Origin of the sequence: Rhodococcus sp. NPDC078407, assembly GCF_044542515.1 — a bacterium.
Taxonomy (GTDB): domain Bacteria; phylum Actinomycetota; class Actinomycetes; order Mycobacteriales; family Mycobacteriaceae; genus Rhodococcoides.
Window position 1 is genome coordinate 290,489 of sequence record NZ_JBITUQ010000003.1, and the last position, 19,971, is coordinate 310,459.

The following is a 19,971-nucleotide window of genomic DNA, read 5'->3' on the forward strand; positions in this document are numbered from 1 at the left end:
CCACGACGGTCCGGCGGGGTCACCCGAGCCGGACGCTATCGGCGATGCGTCGGCTGCTGCCGGTGGCTCGGACTCGGTCATGTTCACGAAGTCAACCCTGTTCTCGTCGCCAACCATGGCAGCTCACGTCGGAGGCCTTCCGACCACACCGAAAAGCTGTGTCCGCCCGGTACCTCCACGTATTGCACGTCCATTCCGGCGGCCTTCGCCGCGTCGTACATCTCCTGCTGACCCGGCTTGTAGTCCTTGTCGTCCGACCCCACGACGAAAATACCGGCCGAGTCGGGGTACCGACGTGATTTCAGCAGGTCGAGCGGATTGACTGCAGTGAACGCCGCAGCATTGCCTCCGAAGGCCTGCTGCACCGTTCGATCTCGATCGCCGAGAGTGGGTTCGCGCTGACCGGACAGGTCGAGGAACGTGGGATAGACATCGGGGTGATTGGTCGCCATCTGAATCGAGCACGTACCGCCGTACGACAGTCCACCGATTGCCCAGTGCGCACGATCGGTGTCCACCTGCAGCGCACTGTCGATCCAGTCGGGAACGTCCCGGGACAGATAGGTGTCCACGTTCCCGAGCGGTGAATCGACACAGAGCGGATTGGCGATCGACGAGCCGGTGCCGTCCGCTACGACTACGACCGGCGCGAGACCCGCATGGTCGCGGGCGAAGTTGTCCATCGTCTCGGCGAGTTTGCCGCCGTTGAGCCAGTCTTCGGGCGCGCCGGGTTGGCCGGCGAGCAACACCAGGACCGGTAGCAGTGGACGGGGATCGGCAAAATAGGCCGGCGGGAGATAGATCTGCGCGTCTCGCGCGGAAAAGTTGGACGCGGTGGCCGGAACGGTGGCCGAGGTGACGCGTCCTGCGGTTACCAGATCGGCGGGCGCAGTCCACACCGAATCCAACGGTGTGCCGCTGACGGTCTGCGCCACCGATGCCGGCACATCCGAGAACTGGATTCGGGCCGCGGACTCGACTCCGAGGGCATTGCCCACGGTGGGGTAGGCATCGAATTCCAGGTTGACGTGTAGAGCAGCCGCTGCCACCACCAGAACCGCCGCCCCCACCGTCGTCATTTTGCCCAGCACCCCATGGGATGCGAGCAGGCGGAAAACAACGGCGAACAGAGCGGCCAGACCCACGCCGATCCAGACGTAGATCGCGGTGGCGATCGGATCAGGAAACGGTCGCCAGACCTTCTCGACCACCACGTAGCCGATCGCCGTGGCGGCGATTGCCGTCGTCACGGCGATCGGGAGCCACCGTCTCGAGTAGGTCCGCGACGACGAGACGAGCAACCACAGGCCACCCAGCGCGCCGAGAACGGACACGATCACCGGAATCGGGCCGTCGATCAACGACAGAGAATCGAACCACTCCACGCTTACGTCTCCGCTCACTTCTCGACGAAACGGGCCGCGGGGCGGCACGTTCTCGTGAGAAGCGTATTCGCCCCGAAGTCCACTCGGTCGCAACCCGGATATTCGATGTGACACAACTATGACCGAGCCCACAGGGGAACGACGGACGGTACTACTAGGAGTAGTACGCATCCGCGTCGGAGTACCCGTAGACTGCGAAGAATGGCTGGTCTTGGTGAATTAGAGCGCGCAGTGATGGACCATCTGTGGGAGTCGTCGGATCCCCAGACCGTCCGACAGGTCCACGAGGCACTTGCGACACATCGCGAGCTCGCGTACACGACGGTGATGACGGTGTTGCAGCGCCTGGCGAAGAAGAAACTCGTCGTCCAGCAACGTGACGATCGCGCGCACCGCTACGCGCCGCTGCACGGCCGCGACGAACTGGTTGCCAGCCTCATGGTCGATGCTCTGTCGCAGGCCCCCGCGTCGGGAGGACGTGCTGCGGCGCTCGTGCACTTCGTCGGTCAGGTCGGTGCCGACGAAGCCGCTGCACTGCGTGAAGCACTTGCCGCTCTGGAAGTGGCACAATCGACGAGAGAGTCCCCTTCGGCTGGAGAAAGCCGTCCGACGGACTGACGCTCGCGGCAGTAAGTGAGGACATGAACTCGACGACTGCGCTGGTATTCGCAGTACTCGCGCTGATCCTGGCCGGCCCGGTTCCGGCAGTGCTCGCCCGCGCGAGCTGGCCGTACCGGTCACCGCGCGCGGCTCTCGTGCTGTGGCAAGCAATCGCCCTGGCTGCTGTGCTGTCGGCGTTCAGCTCCGGCCTCGCGATCGGCGGACTGTTGCTCGTCCCCGGTCCGGACGGTCGTCCCACGACGGCACCGACCGACGAGATCGACGCGCTCGGCCTGCCCCTGTGGATCCTGTACGTCGTCGTCCTCGCCATCACGCTGGGCATCGGTGCCAAGCTCATGTTCTCCGTCGTTCAGGTAGCGGTCAGAACCCGTCGTCGACGTTCCAGGCATCGCGTCCTCGTCGACCTTCTGGATCGAAACAATGTGGGTGACAACCCTTTCCGGGGCCTTCGCGATGCAGACATCCGCGTGCTCGACGCTGCCGAACCGATCGCATACTGCCTTCCCGGTCTCCGTCAGCGGGTGGTCCTCAGCCGGGGAACGTTGGCCAATCTGTCCGAGGCGGAAGTCACCGCCATCCTCAGTCACGAGCGGTCACACCTGCGCGCCCGTCACGACCTGGTGCTCGAAGCATTCACTGCCGTCAACGAGGCGTTCCCGCGGATCGTTCGTAGCAAGTCGGCTCTCGGCAGCGTGCAGCTGCTGGTCGAGTTACTTGCAGACGACTCGGCGGTCAAGGTCACCGGACCCACTCCGTTGGCCAGGGCACTGGTCACGTGCGCTGGGTCCACCGCACCCCGTGGCGCGATGGCGGCCGGAGGGCCGCACACCCTGATCCGAGTGCAACGCTTGAGCGGCCCGGGCAGCGATGTGCGTATCGCCGCGGCCGCCTACGCGGCGGCCGTGGTGATCCTCGTTCTTCCGACGATCTATGTGGCCATGCCGTGGCTCGAAGAGCTCAGCAAGCTGATCGGTTGAGTCCGCGCGCGAGCGGGGTCGCACAGGTCACATCGACTCGACTCGAACAAATCGAGATGCGTCCCGTACAGTAGAGACCGGTCGCCATCGCGACCTAGCAATCGAAATGGCACAAACAGCCCCACTTTATGCGGTTCTCATCTGCATTCTGATGGCCAGGTGACAGTGCCCTGGCTCGTATCAATGTGTTCTGGCTGTTCTTCGTGTTCCCCGGGGTTTCTCGGGTGCTCTCAGCTTCGGGCTTATTGGCGTGCCCGTAATCCGGAGAGGCTTTACTGCGTGACCCACGCTGTTTCCAACACACCCGTTTCCACCGCTTCCGACACCACGGCTGTCCCGACGCCCGTAGCGGCACCGGCGTTCACCTTCGCCGAGCTCGGACTGCCCGAGGCAGTCGTCGCCGCATTGGCGCGCAACTCGATCACCGTTCCCTCTCCTATCCAGGAGAAGGCACTTCCCGACGCGATCGCCGGTAAGAACGTCCTCGGCCGCGCGCAGACCGGCTCGGGCAAGACCCTCGCGTTCGGCCTGCCCATACTCCAGCGCCTGTCGCTGCACACCGACCGCCCGGCCGCCAAGCGCCCGCGTTCGCTCGTGCTGGTCCCCACCCGCGAGCTCGCATTCCAGGTTGTCGAGTCGCTCGCGCCGTACGCCAACGCCCAGGGTTTGCGAGTCATGCCCGCTGTCGGCGGCACCCCGTTCAACAAGCAGGTCGAACAGCTCCGACGCGGAGTCGACGTCCTCGTCGCCACTCCAGGCCGTCTCGCCGATCACTTGCGTCAGGGCACCTGCATCCTGGACGCCATCGAGATCACCGCGCTCGACGAGGCTGATCAGATGGCCGACATGGGCTTCCTGCCCGAGGTGCGCGCCGTCCTGGCCGACACCCCGGCAGACGGACAGCGCATGCTGTTCTCGGCCACCCTCGACCGTGAGGTTCAGTCACTGGTGCGCCAGTTCCTGCCCGATCACGTCGAGCACTCCACCCAGGACGGCAAAGCCAGCGTCCGCACCATGGATCACTACGTCCTCATGGTCGACCGGGGTCAGAAGGATCTCGTTCTTTCCGAAATCGGTGCCCGCGAAGGCGGTCGCACCATCATGTTCGCGCGTACCAAGCTGGGCTGCGACGGAATCACCGATCGCCTGCGCGCGCTCGGTATCGCTGCGGAATCACTGCACGGCGGCAAGGCTCAGAATCAGCGCACTCGCGTGCTCGAGCGCTTCAAGAACGGCCGCACCCCCGTACTCGTCGCCACCGACGTCGCGGCTCGCGGAATCCACGTCGACGGGATCGACCTGGTCGTCCACGTCGATCCGCCCGCAGACCACAAGGACTACCTGCACCGCGCAGGACGCACAGCGCGCGCCGGCGAGAAGGGCACCGTCGTCGCCATCGTGCTCCCCAACCAGCGTCGTCAGGTTCTGCGTCTGACCGGTATGGCCGGAGTCAAGGCCACCGCCGTCAACGTCTCCCCCGGTTCGGCCGAGCTCAACAGCATCACCGGAGCGAAGAAGCCCACCGGTGAGCCGTTGCGCGCCGAGTCGGCTCCCCGCGATCGCAACAGCCGTCCCGGCTACCAGGGGTCGAATCCTCGCAGCGGTGGTGGGTACCAGGGCTCCAACCCGCGCAGCGGCGGTGGATACCAGGGCTCCAACCCACGCTCGAGTGGCGGATACCAGGGGTCGAACCCCCGCAGCGAGGGCGGTTACCAGGGTGACCGTCCCCGCACCGGCTACCAGGGCTCCAACCCACGCTCGGGCGGCGGATACCAGGGATCCAACCCGCGCAGCGAGGGCGGCTACCAGGGCGACCGCCCGCGTCGCACCGACTCGAGTTCGTACCGCGGCTCCGAGGTCCGTAGCTATGAAGGCCGGGGCTACGAAGGACGCAGCTCCGACAACCGGGGCTCCGACAACCGGGGCTCCGACAACCGACGTCCGGCATCGGCTCCCCGCCAGGACGAGCATCGGTCGGGTGGCTTCCGCAGCCGCACGGATCGTCGCTCGTACGACGGTTTCGACGGCCCGGCGCGTAGCCACTGATCAGCTGGCAGTCACTGATCGGCTCGCAGCCACTGATCGCTTCGTAACCGTTCGGTCCTGAACCGACCGGAACATATATCGACGACACGAGGTGTCGCATTCTTCACGAATGCGACACCTCGTGTCGTTGTGTACCGGCATGTTTGGGACTTGCTCGGGGGTTGGGTCGCGCTACGTGGCCCGGCAGGGAAAGCTGTCTGTATGACCTCAGCAGCAGAATCGACAGAACTGGCTCAGATCGGAGTCACCGGACTCGCCGTCATGGGCTCCAACATCGCACGCAACTTCGCCCATCACGGTCACACCGTCGCATTGCACAATCGCAGTATCGCCAAGACCGATGCCCTCATCGCCGAGCACGGCAGCGAGGGCGCGTTCGTTCGCACCGAAACCATCGAGGAGTTCGTCGCTGCGCTCGCAAAGCCGCGCCGAGTTCTCATCATGGTCAAGGCGGGCGACCCGACGGACGCTGTGATCGAGGAACTCGCGAGCGCGATGGAAGAGGGCGACATCATCATCGATGGCGGCAACGCGCTCTATACCGACACCATCCGCCGTGAGGCAGCCATGAAGGAGCGTGGCCTGCTCTTCGTCGGTGCTGGTATCTCGGGAGGCGAGGAGGGTGCGCTCAACGGCCCGTCGATCATGCCCGGCGGCCCGGCCGAGTCCTACAAGGCACTCGGTCCGCTGCTCGAGTCCATTGCAGCCCAGGTGGACGGTACGCCGTGCTGCACTCACATCGGACCCGACGGGTCCGGCCACTTCGTCAAGATGGTGCACAACGGCATCGAGTACGCCGACATGCAGCTCATCGGCGAGGCGTACAACCTGTTCCGCGACGCCCTCGGGTACACCCCGTCGCAGGTTGCCGACGTGTTCACCGAATGGAACAACGGCGATCTGGAGAGTTACCTGGTGGAGATCACCGCCGAGGTGCTCCGCCAGGTCGACGCCAAGACAGGTCAGCCGCTGGTGGACGTCATCGTCGACGCTGCCGAGCAGAAGGGCACGGGCCGCTGGACCGTCAAGGCAGCACTCGATCTGGGCGTTCCCGTCACCGGCATCGCCGAAGCGGTGTTCGCCCGGGCCCTGTCGGGATCGCGGGCGCAGCGCAAGGCAGCCGTCGGGCTGGCCTCGGGCACTCTTGCCGACAAGCCCACCGACGAGGAGCAGTTCACCCACGACATCAGTCGGGCGTTGTACGCATCGAAGATCGTGGCCTACGCACAGGGCTTCGACCAGATCGCTGCGGGCAGCGCGGAATACGACTGGAATCTGCATCCCGGCGACTTGGCCACGATCTGGAGAGGCGGCTGCATCATTCGTGCCCGTTTCCTCGACCGCATCAAGGACGCATACGACGACAACGCCGAGCTGCCCAGTTTGATCCTGGCACCGTATTTCCGTGACGCTATCGAGAACGCGATCGACAGCTGGCGTCGCGTTGTCATCACCGCGGCCTCGCTGGGCATTCCCGTTCCCGCGTTCGCGTCCTCGCTCTCGTACTACGACGCTCTGCGGGCCGAACGTCTACCTGCAGCATTGACTCAAGGGCAGCGTGACTTCTTCGGTGCCCACACCTACGAGCGAACCGACTCGGAAGGAAAGTTCCACACTCTCTGGAGCGGCGACCGCTCCGAGATCGAGGCCTGACCGACCCTCGTCCAGCAGTGGTGCCGCGTGTTTCACGCGGCACCACTGCTTTTCGGAGGACGGCGCTCAGCTGGGCAGCGGACCGAGTACCGGCTGGACCACCGTCGAGGGCATCCCCTCCCAGGGCAACGATCCCTCCACGTCCTTCCAGACGGCCTGCACCGCGCTGAAGCATCCCTTGCCGTACACGTCCGAAGCCGCATGGAGAATTTCGGCACAATCCGGCACGTCGATGGTGAACAACTCGAATCCGGCTGCCCAGCAAGCCAATCCAGCTTCGGCCTCCAGAGTCCCAGAAGCCACCGACGCACCGAGCGCATTGAGGATTCGCGAGGATTCGTTCGGATCGCGGCCCGTCACGACGATCTCTGGACTCCCGTAACCCGTGAGGCCGACCGTGTAGCAGAACGCCGGATGAATACCGTCTCGGTCGACCTCCGATTCGACATACTGCAGAGCCCACCCGAATCGATCGATGGCGCTTTCCACTTCTCCGATGTACTCGTAGATGCTGCTGCCCTCACACATCCTGCACATAGCTCCCCCACTCGGCGGGCGGTCGCCCCCTCGGCAACCGCTGAGTCGAACGCATTCGAACGTGCGTTCTATATATGAGTATTGCGCGCGGCACCGACAAGAAACTTCAGTGCTTCCCCGGCGCAGTTGTACAGTCACAGCCATGCCGGGTAAATCACCGAAGGGTCGTTCCGCAGGCTCCACTCCACCCGGTACATCGTTCGCAGACCTGGGGCTTCCGGTGGTTCTCGTTCATTCGCTGAAGAACGCAGGTGTGTCCGAGCCGTTCCCGATCCAGATCGCCGCCGTTCCCGACGCCCTCGCCGGCCGCGACGTACTCGGACGCGCCCCGACGGGATCGGGAAAGACATTGGCGTTCGGACTTCCCCTGCTCGTGCGGCTGGCGGGCCGTCGAAGCGAGCCGGCCGCACCGCGCGGGCTCGTACTGGTGCCCACGCGTGAACTTGCACTCCAGATCCACGAGGTCCTCGACCAGCACGGTGCCACCTTCGGTCTGCGCACGCTCGGGGTCGTGGGCGGAGTCCCCCTCGAACGAAATGTGCGCGAGATCCAACGCGGTGTCGACATCGTGGTCGCCACACCCGGCCGTCTCAACGATCTGCTCGAGCGACGCTCCATCTCGCTCGATCGCATCGAGATGACCGTGATCGACGAAGCGGATCGCATGGTCGACATGGGGTTTCTGCCGCAGATCGAATCGCTTCTGGCGGCGACGCCTCCCGACGGCCAGCGGTTGTTGTTCTCGGCAACCCTCGACCAGGACACCGACCGCCTGGTCCAGAGGTTCATGGACGATCCGGCCGAACACTCCACCGCCGATTCGGTGAGCGTGCCCGACATCGCCCACTACGTGTTCGAGGTGGATCCCGCGCGCAAGACCGCCATAGCTGCTGCGCTGGCCAACCGAGACGGTCGAACCCTGTTGTTCGTACGCACCACTCATGCGGTCGACCGACTCACCGACGAGTGTCGACGACTCGGCGTACCGGTATCTTCCCTGCACGGCAACAAGACTCAGGCACATCGCACCCGCTCATTGGCCGCATTCGCGGACGGGAGTTCGCCCGCGCTGATCGCTACCGACGTCGCCGCTCGCGGTGTTCACGTCGATGACGTCACGCTGGTGGTGCACGTCGATCCGCCGGTCGATTCGAAGGATTACGTGCACCGTGCCGGCCGAACCGCGCGAGCCGGAGCCAGCGGAACCGTCGTGACGCTGGCGACCGGCGATCAGATGGCGCGCGTGCGAGCCATGGCAGAGGAAGCGAAAATTTCCCCCGTCATCGTCGACACCGAAGCGGACCCCACCTCGTGGCACCGCACGACGGGGGCTCGCACTCCCATCGGCAGACCACTGCCGGGTCCGGCCGACGCGTCGAGTTCCGCACACGGCGAACGGCCGGATCGAAAGGCACGCAGAGGAGCCGTGCCCAGTCGTCACGAGCGAGCGGGCCGAACCGGCGGCGGTCGAGGCGGTCACCGAGGTCGACGCGGGTGAACTCGCCCTGGTTGTCGGTTGCGCTCGCGCTGCTCTCGGCATTCCTGTTCGCCTGCGCGGCGGTGGCGCAGCAGAGCGCCGCTGCGTCCGTTCCGGAGGGAACATCGTTGATGTCGGCCCTGATCCGCAATCCCCGATGGTGGATCGGCGTGATCGGAGACGGAGGTGGCTACGCCGTACAGATTGCGGCGCTCTGGGTGGGTTCGGTTCTCGTCGTGCAGCCGCTGCTCGTCACTGCCCTGCTGTTCGCATTGCCGATGTCGGCGAAATTCGTGGGCCGCAGCCTCCCCGGTTCGACGTGGGCACTGGCTGTTCTGCTCGCCGCCGCACTTGCGGTCTTCATCGTGGTCGGTGACCCCAGCCAAGGCGCTACGAACGCACCGACGACCGAGTGGATCGTGCCGTTGATCGTGGCCGCAATCGCCATCGGCGGCGCTGCGGTGGGCGGTCTCGTATCGACCTCCCCCGGTGGACGCGCACTGTTGCTCGGAGCAGCGGGCGGCCTGTTGTTCGGCTTGGCGGCCGCTCTGACCAAGTACGTCACCGACCTCGTCGACGGTGATCCACTCGCGGCGCTGACGGCGTGGCAGACCTACACGCTGATCGGATCCGGTGTCGTGGGTTTCTATCTGCAGCAGCGTGCATTTCAAGTGGGCCCACTGTCTGCGTCGATGCCGGCCGTCACCATTTGCGAACCCCTCGGCGCAGCCTTCATCGGGCTGACAGTCCTCGGCGAGAGACTCAGAACCGAAGGCACCGCTCTGGCAACCATCGTTGTGGCGGTGGCCGTCATGATTGTCACGACCGTCCTTCTGTCGCGCACCCAGGCTGCGAACGCCGTCGATTCGTCATCGACGGACCGGGCGTCGAACACGGGATCTTCTTCGGACCGGTAGTCTCGATCAACGTGCAGTTCCTCGATGGTCACCAGCCGCCCTACGATCTCACCTACGACGATGTCTTCCTCGTTCCCAACCGAACCGATGTCACCTCGCGTTTCGATGTCGACCTGAGCACGGTCGACGGGTCAGGAACGACCATCCCGATCGTGGTCTCCAACATGACGGCAGTATCGGGTCGACGGATGGCCGAGACCGTCGCCCGCCGAGGCGCAATTGCCGTCATCCCACAGGACTTGCCGACCGACGCCGTGGCCGACACCGTCGCGTTCGTCAAGAGCCGCGACCTGGTCGCGGACACACCGGTGGTACTCGGACCCAACGCGTCCGTGTCCGATGCAGTGGCGCTGATACACAAGCGCGCTCACGGGGCGGTCGTGATCGTCGAACACGGCAAGCCCATCGGAGTCGTCACCGAGAGCGCCTGCTCCGATGTCGACAGATTCGCTCGGCTCAGTTCCGTCGCGTCGGCCGATTTCGTGCGCGTTCCTCGCAGTGCGTCGCCCAAGGAAGTGTTCGAGTTGATCGAGGCGGCACATGCCCACCTCGCAGTCGTCGTGGAGGACGACGGGTCGCTGGCGGGTGTCGTGACCAGAACCGGCGCGGTGCGAACGGGCATCTACGCTCCTGCCGTCGATTCGTCGGGACGCCTACGGATCGCCGCCGCTGTCGGCATCAATGGCAACGTGGCGGAAAAGGCGACGGCACTCGTCGAGGCCGGTGCCGACGTTCTGGTGATGGACACCGCACACGGTCATCAAGAGAAGATGCTCGACGCTCTTGCAGCTGTCCGCGCGCTCGATCTCGGAGTGCCCCTCGCTGCCGGGAACGTGGTGTCCGCTCAGGGCACCCGCGATCTGGTGCAGGCCGGCGCGGACATCGTCAAGGTCGGGGTCGGTCCAGGCGCGATGTGCACGACGCGAATGATGACCGGCGTAGGACGCCCCCAGTTCTCGGCTGTCGCCGATTGTTCGGCTGCGGCAGCCGAACTCGGGGCTTCGGTGTGGGCCGACGGCGGCGTGCGGCACCCGCGTGACGTTGCCCTCGCCCTTGCGGCAGGAGCGGCGAACGTGATGATCGGCTCGTGGTTCGCCGGCACCTACGAGTCCCCGGGGGATCTGCGAGTGGACGCGGCGGGCAATCGCTACAAGGAGAGCTTCGGCATGGCGTCCAAGCGAGCGGTGGCCGCTCGTACCGCGACCGACGGTGCATTCGATCGAGCTCGCAAGGCCTTGTTCGAGGAGGGCATCTCGAGTTCGCGGATGCGCCTGGATCCCGATCGCCCCGGTGTCGAGGATCTGATGGATCACATCTGTGCCGGAGTGCGCAGCACCTGTACCTATGCGGGGGCCCGGACGCTGCCGGAGTTGGCCCAGCGGGCGGTTCTCGGTGTTCAGTCCGCCGCCGGATTCGCAGAAGGGCGGCCCCTGCCGTCCGGGTGGTGACGGGCAGGCACGGTTAGACTCTCCGACAGCAGACAAGAAAGTTCGCGCTCGCCACTCGCCCTGAGAACATCGCACTCGATACGTCGACTGCACGGGCGAGTCGTCGGCTCCTCGTACGGAGGAACCGCAGCGCGAACCAGACAGAAGGGAACCAGGTGCCCGAGGCACCCACTATTTCGGTTGTCGATGCGGCAACCGGTGAACAGCACGACGAGAGTTCCACTTCGGAGGGCTCCTCTATCGAGCCGGGAGAGAAACCCGGCGACCCCGACTTCGACAGCGCTGCGCACTCCGGCGGCGCGATGCTCCTGTCCCAGCTGCGACGTCCCCGGCGTCGCCAATCTCAGCCCGGGCGGAGTTGATCCGTGGCCACGCTCATCTCGATCGTCAGTCTGCTCGGCTTCGTAGCCCTGACTGCGGGCACCGCATTGTTCGTCGCTGCCGAATTCTCTCTCACCGCCCTGGAACGTAGTGCGGTCGAGTCACAGGCGGACAACGGCGACATGCGTTCGCGCCAGGTACTGCACGCCCACAAAACTCTGTCGTTTCAACTTTCCGGTGCGCAGTTGGGCATCACGATCACCACTCTGATCACCGGCTATCTCGCCGAGCCGGTGTTGGCAGGCTTCATCAGGCCGGCGGCCGACGCGCTCGGTGCGTCCGAGGCGCTGGCGTCGGGCATCTCACTCGCCGTAGCACTGATTCTGGCCACCTCGTTCTCGATGATCTTCGGCGAGCTGGTCCCCAAGAACATCGCCATTGCGAAACCTATGTCGACGGCCCGCGTCACCGCGGGCGCGATGGCCGGTTTCTCGCTGATCTTCAAGTGGGCGATCAACGGGCTGAACGGCTCCGCCAACTGGCTCGTTCGACGGCTCGGAATCGAGCCCGCCGAGGAACTGAGATCGGCGCGCTCGCCCCAGGAATTGGGTTCGCTCGTGCGCACGTCGGCACAACAGGGGTCGATCGACGAGAACACGGCTCGACTGGTGGATCGGTCGTTGCAGTTCGGCGACCGCACTGCCGAGGAGTTGATGACACCGCGAGTCAAGATCGAGACGCTCGCCGCCGACGCGACCGTGGCCGATCTGATCGAAACGGCTGCGCGGACCGGCTTCTCGCGCTTTCCGGTGGTCGACGGCGATTTGGACGACACCATCGGTGTCGTTCACATCAAGCACGCGTTCACCGTGGCCGGAGCTCAGCGTCGCTCGACGACGGTCGAGTCCCTGGCGCGCGACGTTCCCGTTGTGCCGTCGAGCCTCGATGGCGACGCGGTGATGGAACGGGTACGCGCCGACGGCATGCAGGTCGCGCTCGTCGTCGACGAGTACGGCGGTACCGCGGGCATGGTCACGATGGAAGACCTGATCGAGGAGATCGTCGGGGACGTTCGTGACGAACACGACGAGCCGGAACTCGATGTGTCGCGTTCCGGGGACGGGTGGGACTGCGCCGGCCTGTTGCGTATCGACGAAGTCGCGTCGGCAACAGGCTACGGCGCGCCGGAGGGCGAGTACGAAACCATCGGCGGCCTGGTGCTGTCCGAGTTGGCGCGCATTCCGAGCGAAGGGGACGCGGTTCTCCTGCCGCCTCCGTCGCTCGACGATGCGCTCGATGGAGATGGCGGCTGGGTGGCGCGGGTGACCCGCATGGACGGTCGTCGGATCGACCGGGTGTTGCTGATGCCTGTCGACGCCGAGACGGTGGCTCGAATGCGATCGGAGGGCGAGATCGATGGGTGACGTGTTCGGAGTCGGTCTGGCAGTTCTTCTGCTGGCCGGCAACGCATTCTTCGTGGGAGCCGAGTTCGCGCTGATCTCCGCTCGACGCGATCGACTCGAAGCGCTGCTCGCGCAGGGTAAGAAGCGCGCACAAAGTGTCATCGAGGCCGGTCAGAATCTGTCGCAGATGCTCGCTGCGGCACAGTTGGGCATCACGATCTGCTCGATTCTTCTCGGCCGAGTGGCCGAGCCGGCGGTCGCGCACTTGATCGAGGTGCCACTCGAGGCAATCGGGATTCCCGAATCGTTCCTGCACCCGATCGCGTTCGCCATCGCGCTGACGCTCGTGGTCGTGCTGCACATCCTGGTCGGCGAGATGGTGCCGAAGAACATCGCGATCGCAGGCCCCGAGAGCACCGCCATGATTCTGGTGCCGATTCATCTGGTGTTCATCAAGGTCGCGCTGCCGTTGATCTCGTTCTACAACCTGTGCGCCAACCTGACTCTGCGATTGCTGCGGATCGAGCCCAAGGACGAGCTCAGTTCTTCGGTCTCGGCGGTGGAGTTGTCGCAGATGATCGGTGAATCGCGCTCCGAGGGGCTGATCGACGCCGAAGAGCATCGCAGGCTGCGGCAGGCGCTCGAGACGTCCGGTCGGACGGTAGGCGAAGTACTCATCCCCTACGACCAAGTTCGCAGTATCGAACTGTCCGGTCCCGATCACACTCTCGGACCAACCCTGGGCTCGGTCGAACGAGCCGTCATCGAAACCGGCTTCTCGCGCTACCCGGTACGCGACGCGGTAGGCGCGCTCGTGGGCTATCTACACCTCAAGGACGTACTCGACGACATGGCCGACGAGTCGGCCGGACCGGACACGGTCATCCCCCGAAGCGACGTTCGGTCGCTACCCGTCGTGTCCATCGATACCGTGCTCGACGACGCCTTGACCAAACTGCGACGTGCCAGCAGCCACCTCGGTTCCGTGCACGACGCGACGGGTGCCACGGTGGGAATCGTCGCCTTGGAGGACCTCGTCGAGGAGTTCGTCGGTACGGTTCGGGACGGCACGCACCGCGTGGCCGGTCCTCGCCCCGGTCAGTCGGCGTCGAGCTCGTCGAACACTGCGCCGCGGAACGTGTGAATGCCGGGCCCGGCATCGCTCACCGAAGCGGAATGGACCACCCGGCGGGCTGCGCACGCGGCACGGGTCGAGAACCTCGTCGGCGGCTACCTGACCGACCGAGGACATGGTGCCGCCCATCCCGTGCTGGACTTCCTGTTCACGTACTACAGCCACCGGCCTGGTCAATTGCGTCGCTGGAATCCGGGTCACGGCATCGTCCTGACCGGTGATCGCGCATACGAGTACGCCGAATTCGCGTCGTACGAACAGGTGGACACAGCCGAGGGCGTCGGTTTTCGGGTGCGGTCGGACCTGGTGGAGCGACGACGGTCGAGCATCGAGTTCACCCTCGGCCTGCTCGCCGCCACTCGAGACAGACCTCCGCTGCTCGGCTGTTTCGGACTGCACGAGTGGGCGATGGTCTATCGCGGCGGCATCTCGGCTCAGCGGCACGAGCAAGTGCCCCTGCGGCTCGGCCGTGACGGAACCGATGCCGTGGTCGATTCGATGACGCTGCGATGCACTCACTACGACGCCTTCCGGTTCTTCACCCCCGACGCCGTTCCGCGCAACGCTGTGCCGCTGTCCCCGCAGTCGCGTCTGGCGTCGGAACAACCCGGCTGCATTCACGCCTCGATGGATCTGTACAAGTGGTGCTACAAGCTGGGGCCGTTGATCGATTCGGAGTTCCTGACCGACTGTTTCGAGCTGGCTCTGCACGCGCGCACGATCGATATGCGGGCGAGTCCGTACGACCTGAGCGAGTACGACCTCGAACCCATCCGAATCGAGACTGCGGCCGGTCGAGCAGAATACGTCCGAGCGCAGGGAGAATTGTCGACCGAAGCGGCCCCGCTACGCTCGGCGTTGATCGAGCGGTGCCAGAATTTACTGATCGGCGGCGAGTTCGGCGACGGACTTACTGCCGAGTAACATCGACGTCGTTGTCGTGGGGACACCGTTGTCGGTGTCCGAGACCGGAAAGAGTGAGGATTTCATGACCGATCGTGTGCAGGCTGGTGGACTTCAGGTCGCCAAGGTCCTATTCGATTTCGTCGAGAAGGAGGCGCTGCCGGGTACCGATGTAGATTCCGATGCCTTCTGGGCCGGTGCCGCATCGGTGATCACCGATCTCGCTCCCAAGAACAAGTCTCTGCTGGCCGTCCGCGACGAGATCCAGGGCAAGGTCGACGCCTGGCACGGCGAGCACGCCGGCCCCGACTACGACCGCGCCGCGTACAAGGCTTTCCTGAAGGACATCGGCTACCTGCTCGACGAGCCGGCCGACTTCCAGATCACCACGGCCGGCGTGGACACCGAGATCACCACCACCGCCGGACCGCAGCTCGTCGTGCCGGTGCTCAATGCCCGGTTCGCCATCAATGCGTCCAACGCCCGATGGGGATCGCTCTACGACGCCCTCTACGGAACGGATGCCATTCCCGAGACCGACGGAGCCGAGAAGGGCTCGAGCTACAACAAGGTCCGCGGCGACAAGGTCATCGCCTTCGCGCGCGACTTCCTCGACGAGGCGCTGCCGCTGAGTTCCGGTTCTCACGTCGGTACCACCGGATACGTCGTCGACGCCGCCTCGTTGACGGTGACCCTTGCCGACGGCAGCACAGTGGGCCTGAAGGAGCCGGCACAGCTACTGGGGTATCAGGGCACGCCCGACGCCCCGTCGGCAATTCTGTTCGTGCACAACGGCTTGCATTTCGAGATTCAGATCGATCCGGAGAGCCCGATCGGCAAGACCGACGGAGCAGGCGTCAAGGATGTTCTCCTCGAGTCGGCTGTCACCACGATCATGGACTTCGAGGACTCGGTTGCCGCAGTCGATGCCGACGACAAGGTTCTCGGCTACCGCAACTGGCTCGGTCTGATGAAGGGTGATCTGACCGAAGAGGTCGCCAAGGGTGGTAAGACCTTCACTCGTGCGATGAACGAGGACCGCACCTACACGTCGGTCGATGGTTCCGAGCTGACGCTGCACGGCCGCTCGCTGTTGTTCGTCCGCAACGTCGGTCACCTCATGACGTCCGACGCGATCCTCGACGGTGACGGCAACGAGGTCCCCGAGGGCATTCTCGATGCCTTGTTCACCTCCCTCGCCGGCATGCATTCGCTCACCCCGGACAACGTGCTGTCGAATTCACGCACGGGTTCGCTCTACATCGTCAAGCCGAAGATGCACGGTCCTGACGAGGTCGCGTTCACGGCCGAACTGTTCGGCCGTGTCGAGCAGGTCCTCGGACTGCCCACCAACACGCTCAAGGTCGGCATCATGGACGAAGAGCGCCGCACGACGGTCAATCTCAAGGCATGCATCCAGGCCGCATCCGAGCGCGTCGTGTTCATCAACACCGGCTTCCTCGACCGAACCGGCGACGAGATCCACACCTCGATGGAGGCAGGCCCCGTCGTCCGCAAGGGAGCGATGAAGGGCGAGAAGTGGATTGCCGCCTACGAGGACTTCAATGTCGATACCGGCCTGGCCGCCGGCCTCGAAGGTAAGGCACAGATCGGCAAGGGCATGTGGGCCATGCCGGATCTGATGCACGACATGCTCGAGCAGAAGATCGGCCACCCCAAGGCCGGTGCCAACACCGCATGGGTGCCCTCCCCCACCGCGGCAACACTGCATGCCCTGCACTATCACAAGGTCGATGTGTTCGCCCGTCAGCACGAGATCGCTCAGGCCAAGCGCGCCACGGTCGACGACATTCTCGAAATACCTCTGGCTCCGTCCACCGACTGGACGGACGAAGAGAAGCAGAACGAACTCGACAACAACTCGCAGTCGATCCTGGGCTACGTGGTGCGGTGGATCGATCACGGCGTGGGCTGCTCGAAGGTGCCCGACATCAACGACGTCGCGCTCATGGAAGACCGTGCGACGCTGCGCATTTCGAGCCAGTTCATCGCAAACTGGCTGCGCCATGGCATCGTCACCGAAGAGCAGGTGCGCGAGTCGCTGAAACGGATGGCCCCGGTGGTCGATCGTCAGAACGAATCGGACCCGACGTACAAGCCGTTGGCTCCCGATTTCGACACCAACATCGCGTTCCAGGCTGCGAGCGACCTGATTTTCCAGGGCGCGAGCCAGCCCAACGGATACACCGAGCCGATCCTGCATCGCCGCCGACGGGAGTACAAGTCCGTCAACGCCTGACGGACTTGTCGACCGCGTGGGTGAACATCGGAACACCGGGCGCAGGCGTTCGATAGCCGCGGGACCCGTGGTCGTCGTGATCGCGATCGCAGTGATCGTTGCGGCCGTGTTCGGATGGTTTCAGCTGCGAGATCGCATTTCCGATCAAGGGGTCGAAGCTGCGAGCCAATGTGTGGAGGGATCGGCGGTGCTCACGGTCGCCGCCGATCCCGACATTTCCGGGCCGGTCGACGAGCTCGCGGCCCGGTTCAACGACACTGCGCCCGTGGTGCGGGATCATTGTGTGACGGTGCAAGTTCGGGCCACCTCCTCGGATGCGGTGCGGTCGGCCTTGAATTCCGGCATCGACTCCTGGGATGTCGGTGCGCTCGGTGATCGACCGGGTCTGTGGATACCGCAGTCCTCGGCCGACGTCCAAGCGGTGACAGAACGCGAAGCCGTCGACGGCACCCCACGGTCATTGGCCTCGAGCCCAGTGGTGATCGCGGCACCGTCAGCCGTCGCCGACGCGCTGACTGCGACGGGCTCGAGCTGGGCCGACCTGGTTCGGCTGCAACGCGACCCACTGGCTCTCGGATTGGGCGACTGGGGCGGACTCCGCCTGGCCGTACCGTCGGGATCCGATTCCGGCGCAACCACACTCGCGGTTGCTGCGATCGCAGCCGGTGTGCGTGGAGACCCGACTACTGCGTTGACCGTCGAGCAGGCCTCGTCGAGTGAGCTGATCTCGGCGATGTCGGAGCTGGCTGTCACCGATACCGGAGCCGCCGCACTGTCGACGTCCACGACGTACGACGCTCTGGCCGGCCTCGAGAATGCGGCAGGGCCCGACGCCCCCGTCCATGCGGTGCCGGCGACCGAACAGCAACTTGCGTCGACGGATTCGTCGACCCTGACCGCGTTCAGGCCCCAGGGTGCGACGCCCGTCGCCGACCATCCCGCAGTCGTACTCTCCGGCGACGAGACATCGACCAGAGCTGCAGCGACGTTCGTCGAATTCTTGCGGCAGCCGGACGGCACCCGAATACTTCGAGACGCCGGATTCGACGTCGACCAGGCCGAGTACGGCGGCGTCGTCGCCCCGCCGTCGGGACCGGTTGCCGAGGCACTGCTCGCCGTTCTGCGCGATCCCGTCCTGCCGCGTCGCGCCACCGTCCTTCTCGACGTGTCGGAGTCGATGGGCACCACGGAAGGCGGCGGGACGCGGCTGCAGAACACTGTGCGCGCACTGACCGAGCAATTCGAGCGGGTGCCCGATTCCACCGAGCTGGGTCTGTGGAGTTTCAGCGAAGATCTGAACGACGCACTGCCCTTCCGGGTGGATGTTCCGACCGGACCGATGACGGTTCCGGTCGGAACCACGCCCAGACGCGTCGCTCTCTCGTCGACTGCGGCGGCGTTGACGCCGGCAACCGGATCGTTCACGTACGATTCGGTACTGGCCGCGTACGTCGATGCCGTGGCGGGTTACGTTCCCGGCCGCGTCAACTCCGTCGTGCTCGTGACAGACGGCCCGGACGGCTCGTCCTCGTCCACGGAAGAACTACTCACCGACCTGACCTCCGCGTCGGATCCTGCGCGTCCGGTCGCGGTGAACATCGTGCGCATCGGGGACAACCCCGATGCCACCTCGATCGACGACATCGCAGCCCGAACCGGCGGCGTTGTGGAAGCTGTGTCCACGTCGGATTCACCAGACCTCATCGATCGACTCGGAAAGTTGCTGTACTAAAACATGTCTCGCGTACTTTTTGTCGGCGTCTTCCTTCTCCTCATCACCCTCTTCCTCCATTGGCGGTTTCTGTCCGTCACCCGGGCCCCGGCACGGCTCAAGCGGCCGGTGGACCTCGTCCTGGCACTGCTGTGGTTGTGCGCGGTGATCGGATTCGGCAGCGGAGTCGTGTTCGATCCAGCCTGGGCGCGAGGACCGGCCTTCGTCGGTCTCACGTGGCTGGCGGCCGTGCTCTACCTGTTCCTGGGCACGGTGGTCGTCGGGCTCGTCTGCACCGTCGTACGAGTCGTCTTCGGGGTGATGCGCCGCGACTCTGCTGCGGCGCGGCTGCGGGTGTCGAGAGTCGGCTCGATCATCACTGCGATCGTCAGCATCAGCGCAATGGGGTACGGACTCGTCGAGGCCGCGACTCCGCGGGTGACGAATACGACTGTCGCGCTGGCGGAGCTACCGGCCGAGTTCGACGGCGTTCGAGTGGCCTTGGTCTCGGACATACATGCCGGTCCGTCCCGCGGTGCGGGATTCGTCCGTCGGGTCGTCGATTCGGTCAACGCCGAGAATCCTGACCTCGTGCTGCTCGACGGTGATCTCATAGACGGGACGGTGCCACTGGTGGGAGCCGACCTCGAACCGCTGCGCGACCTCGACGCCCCGCTCGGAGTGTTCGCCGTCAGCGGCAATCACGAATTCTATGCAGGAGACGGCGGAGAGTGGCTCGACTTCTGGTCGACGCTCGGCATCGACGTCCTGCGCAACGACCGCACGACGCTCACCCGTGGCGACGCCGCGATCGACCTCGCCGGCATCAACGACGCCACGGCACCCGCTCCGTTCGAGCCCGATCTCGCGGCGGCATTGGCGGGAATCGATCCGGACCGCTTCGTGCTGCTGATGGCGCACCAACCGTTGCAGGCGGTGGAGGCGTCGGACCTCGGAGTCGACATGCAGGTCTCCGGTCACACGCATGGGGGCCAGATATGGCCGATCCGTTATCTGGTGCCGCTACAGCAGCCCAGTGTCGAAGGGCTGGACACGATCGGCAACACCACGCTGTACACCACCCGCGGTGCAGGTACGTGGGGCCCGCCGGTTCGGGTGGCCGCTCCGCCCGAGATCGCGATGCTCGAACTGACCCGAGGCTGATACCTCCGAACAC

15 protein-coding genes are annotated in these 19,971 nt (G+C 65.1%); 13 read left to right on the forward strand and 2 right to left on the reverse strand.

Features of this window, described 5'->3' with window-relative positions; translation table 11 throughout:
* Positions 1 to 83: 83 nt before the first annotated feature.
* Positions 84 to 1,385, reverse strand: coding sequence for an alpha/beta hydrolase (locus ACIGGF_RS05505; protein WP_397520462.1), 1,302 nt, complete (start codon positions 1,383 to 1,385; stop codon positions 84 to 86).
* 201 nt (positions 1,386 to 1,586) lie between these two features.
* Between ACIGGF_RS05505 and ACIGGF_RS05510 the strand changes: the two genes are divergently transcribed.
* The 4 genes from ACIGGF_RS05510 to gndA all read left to right on the forward strand — a co-directional run bounded on the left by ACIGGF_RS05510 (position 1,587) and on the right by gndA (position 6,682).
* Positions 1,587 to 2,003: a BlaI/MecI/CopY family transcriptional regulator gene (locus ACIGGF_RS05510; RefSeq protein ID WP_397520353.1), complete on the forward strand. Its 417-nt coding sequence runs from the start codon at positions 1,587 to 1,589 to the stop codon at positions 2,001 to 2,003.
* A gap of 23 nt (positions 2,004 to 2,026) precedes the next feature.
* Positions 2,027 to 2,983, forward strand: a complete 957-nt coding sequence (locus ACIGGF_RS05515; RefSeq protein WP_397520354.1) for a M56 family metallopeptidase — start codon at positions 2,027 to 2,029, stop codon at positions 2,981 to 2,983.
* 279 nt (positions 2,984 to 3,262) lie between these two features.
* Positions 3,263 to 5,029, forward strand: coding sequence for a DEAD/DEAH box helicase (locus tag ACIGGF_RS05520; RefSeq protein WP_397520355.1), 1,767 nt, complete (start codon positions 3,263 to 3,265; stop codon positions 5,027 to 5,029).
* 201 nt (positions 5,030 to 5,230) lie between these two features.
* Positions 5,231 to 6,682: an NADP-dependent phosphogluconate dehydrogenase gene (gene gndA, locus ACIGGF_RS05525; RefSeq protein WP_397520356.1), complete on the forward strand. Its 1,452-nt coding sequence runs from the start codon at positions 5,231 to 5,233 to the stop codon at positions 6,680 to 6,682.
* Between the two features lie 66 nt (positions 6,683 to 6,748).
* Here gndA and ACIGGF_RS05530 read toward each other — a convergent pair whose 3' ends face one another.
* A complete protein-coding gene (locus ACIGGF_RS05530) occupies positions 6,749 to 7,210 on the reverse strand; it encodes a DUF4262 domain-containing protein (protein ID WP_397520357.1) in 462 nt (153 codons plus the stop codon).
* A gap of 151 nt (positions 7,211 to 7,361) precedes the next feature.
* Between ACIGGF_RS05530 and ACIGGF_RS05535 the strand changes: the two genes are divergently transcribed.
* The 9 genes from ACIGGF_RS05535 to ACIGGF_RS05575 all read left to right on the forward strand — a co-directional run bounded on the left by ACIGGF_RS05535 (position 7,362) and on the right by ACIGGF_RS05575 (position 19,958).
* On the forward strand, positions 7,362 to 8,717 hold the full coding sequence (locus ACIGGF_RS05535) for a DEAD/DEAH box helicase (RefSeq protein WP_397520358.1): 1,356 nt from the start codon (positions 7,362 to 7,364) through the stop codon (positions 8,715 to 8,717).
* Positions 8,714 to 9,613 (forward strand): DMT family transporter, encoded by a 900-nt coding sequence (locus ACIGGF_RS05540; protein ID WP_397520359.1) that lies wholly within the window; start codon positions 8,714 to 8,716, stop codon positions 9,611 to 9,613. Before ACIGGF_RS05535 ends, ACIGGF_RS05540 begins: the two co-directional genes overlap by 4 nt.
* 11 nt (positions 9,614 to 9,624) lie before the next feature.
* Complete coding sequence (locus ACIGGF_RS05545; protein ID WP_397520360.1) at positions 9,625 to 11,061, forward strand: GuaB1 family IMP dehydrogenase-related protein; 1,437 nt, start codon at positions 9,625 to 9,627, stop codon at positions 11,059 to 11,061.
* Positions 11,062 to 11,426: 365 nt separating this feature from the next.
* The gene (locus tag ACIGGF_RS05550; RefSeq protein WP_397520361.1) at positions 11,427 to 12,806 is read left to right on the forward strand and encodes a hemolysin family protein; all 1,380 of its coding nucleotides are present in this window, start codon (positions 11,427 to 11,429) and stop codon (positions 12,804 to 12,806) included.
* The gene (locus ACIGGF_RS05555) at positions 12,799 to 13,929 is read left to right on the forward strand and encodes a hemolysin family protein (protein WP_397520362.1); all 1,131 of its coding nucleotides are present in this window, start codon (positions 12,799 to 12,801) and stop codon (positions 13,927 to 13,929) included. The genes ACIGGF_RS05550 and ACIGGF_RS05555 overlap by 8 nt, the downstream gene beginning before the upstream one ends.
* The gene (locus tag ACIGGF_RS05560) at positions 13,930 to 14,844 is read left to right on the forward strand and encodes a 3-methyladenine DNA glycosylase (RefSeq protein WP_397520363.1); all 915 of its coding nucleotides are present in this window, start codon (positions 13,930 to 13,932) and stop codon (positions 14,842 to 14,844) included.
* Between the two features lie 64 nt (positions 14,845 to 14,908).
* Positions 14,909 to 17,083 carry a malate synthase G gene (locus ACIGGF_RS05565; RefSeq protein ID WP_397520364.1) on the forward strand — a complete coding sequence of 725 codons (2,175 nt, stop codon included), beginning with the start codon at positions 14,909 to 14,911 and terminating at the stop codon, positions 17,081 to 17,083.
* 16 nt (positions 17,084 to 17,099) lie between these two features.
* Positions 17,100 to 18,815: a substrate-binding and VWA domain-containing protein gene (locus ACIGGF_RS05570; protein WP_397520365.1), complete on the forward strand. Its 1,716-nt coding sequence runs from the start codon at positions 17,100 to 17,102 to the stop codon at positions 18,813 to 18,815.
* Positions 18,816 to 18,818: 3 nt separating this feature from the next.
* Complete coding sequence (locus ACIGGF_RS05575; RefSeq protein ID WP_397520366.1) at positions 18,819 to 19,958, forward strand: metallophosphoesterase; 1,140 nt, start codon at positions 18,819 to 18,821, stop codon at positions 19,956 to 19,958.
* Positions 19,959 to 19,971 lie beyond the last annotated feature (13 nt).

What these genes read in the sequence shown, in the direction of transcription:
- ACIGGF_RS05510 (WP_397520353.1), top strand. Translation starts at nt 1,587, where the DNA reads ATGGCTGGTCTTGGTGAATTAGAGCGCGCAGTGATGGACCATCTGTGG.
- ACIGGF_RS05560 (WP_397520363.1), top strand. Translation starts at nt 13,930, where the DNA reads ATGCCGGGCCCGGCATCGCTCACCGAAGCGGAATGGACCACCCGGCGG.
- gndA (WP_397520356.1), top strand. Translation starts at nt 5,231, where the DNA reads ATGACCTCAGCAGCAGAATCGACAGAACTGGCTCAGATCGGAGTCACC.
- ACIGGF_RS05535 (WP_397520358.1), top strand. Translation starts at nt 7,362, where the DNA reads ATGCCGGGTAAATCACCGAAGGGTCGTTCCGCAGGCTCCACTCCACCC.
- ACIGGF_RS05555 (WP_397520362.1), top strand. Translation starts at nt 12,799, where the DNA reads ATGGGTGACGTGTTCGGAGTCGGTCTGGCAGTTCTTCTGCTGGCCGGC.
- ACIGGF_RS05575 (WP_397520366.1), top strand. Translation starts at nt 18,819, where the DNA reads ATGTCTCGCGTACTTTTTGTCGGCGTCTTCCTTCTCCTCATCACCCTC.
- ACIGGF_RS05565 (WP_397520364.1), top strand. Translation starts at nt 14,909, where the DNA reads ATGACCGATCGTGTGCAGGCTGGTGGACTTCAGGTCGCCAAGGTCCTA.
- ACIGGF_RS05515 (WP_397520354.1), top strand. Translation starts at nt 2,027, where the DNA reads ATGAACTCGACGACTGCGCTGGTATTCGCAGTACTCGCGCTGATCCTG.
- ACIGGF_RS05530 (WP_397520357.1), bottom strand. Translation starts at nt 7,210, where the DNA reads ATGTGTGAGGGCAGCAGCATCTACGAGTACATCGGAGAAGTGGAAAGC.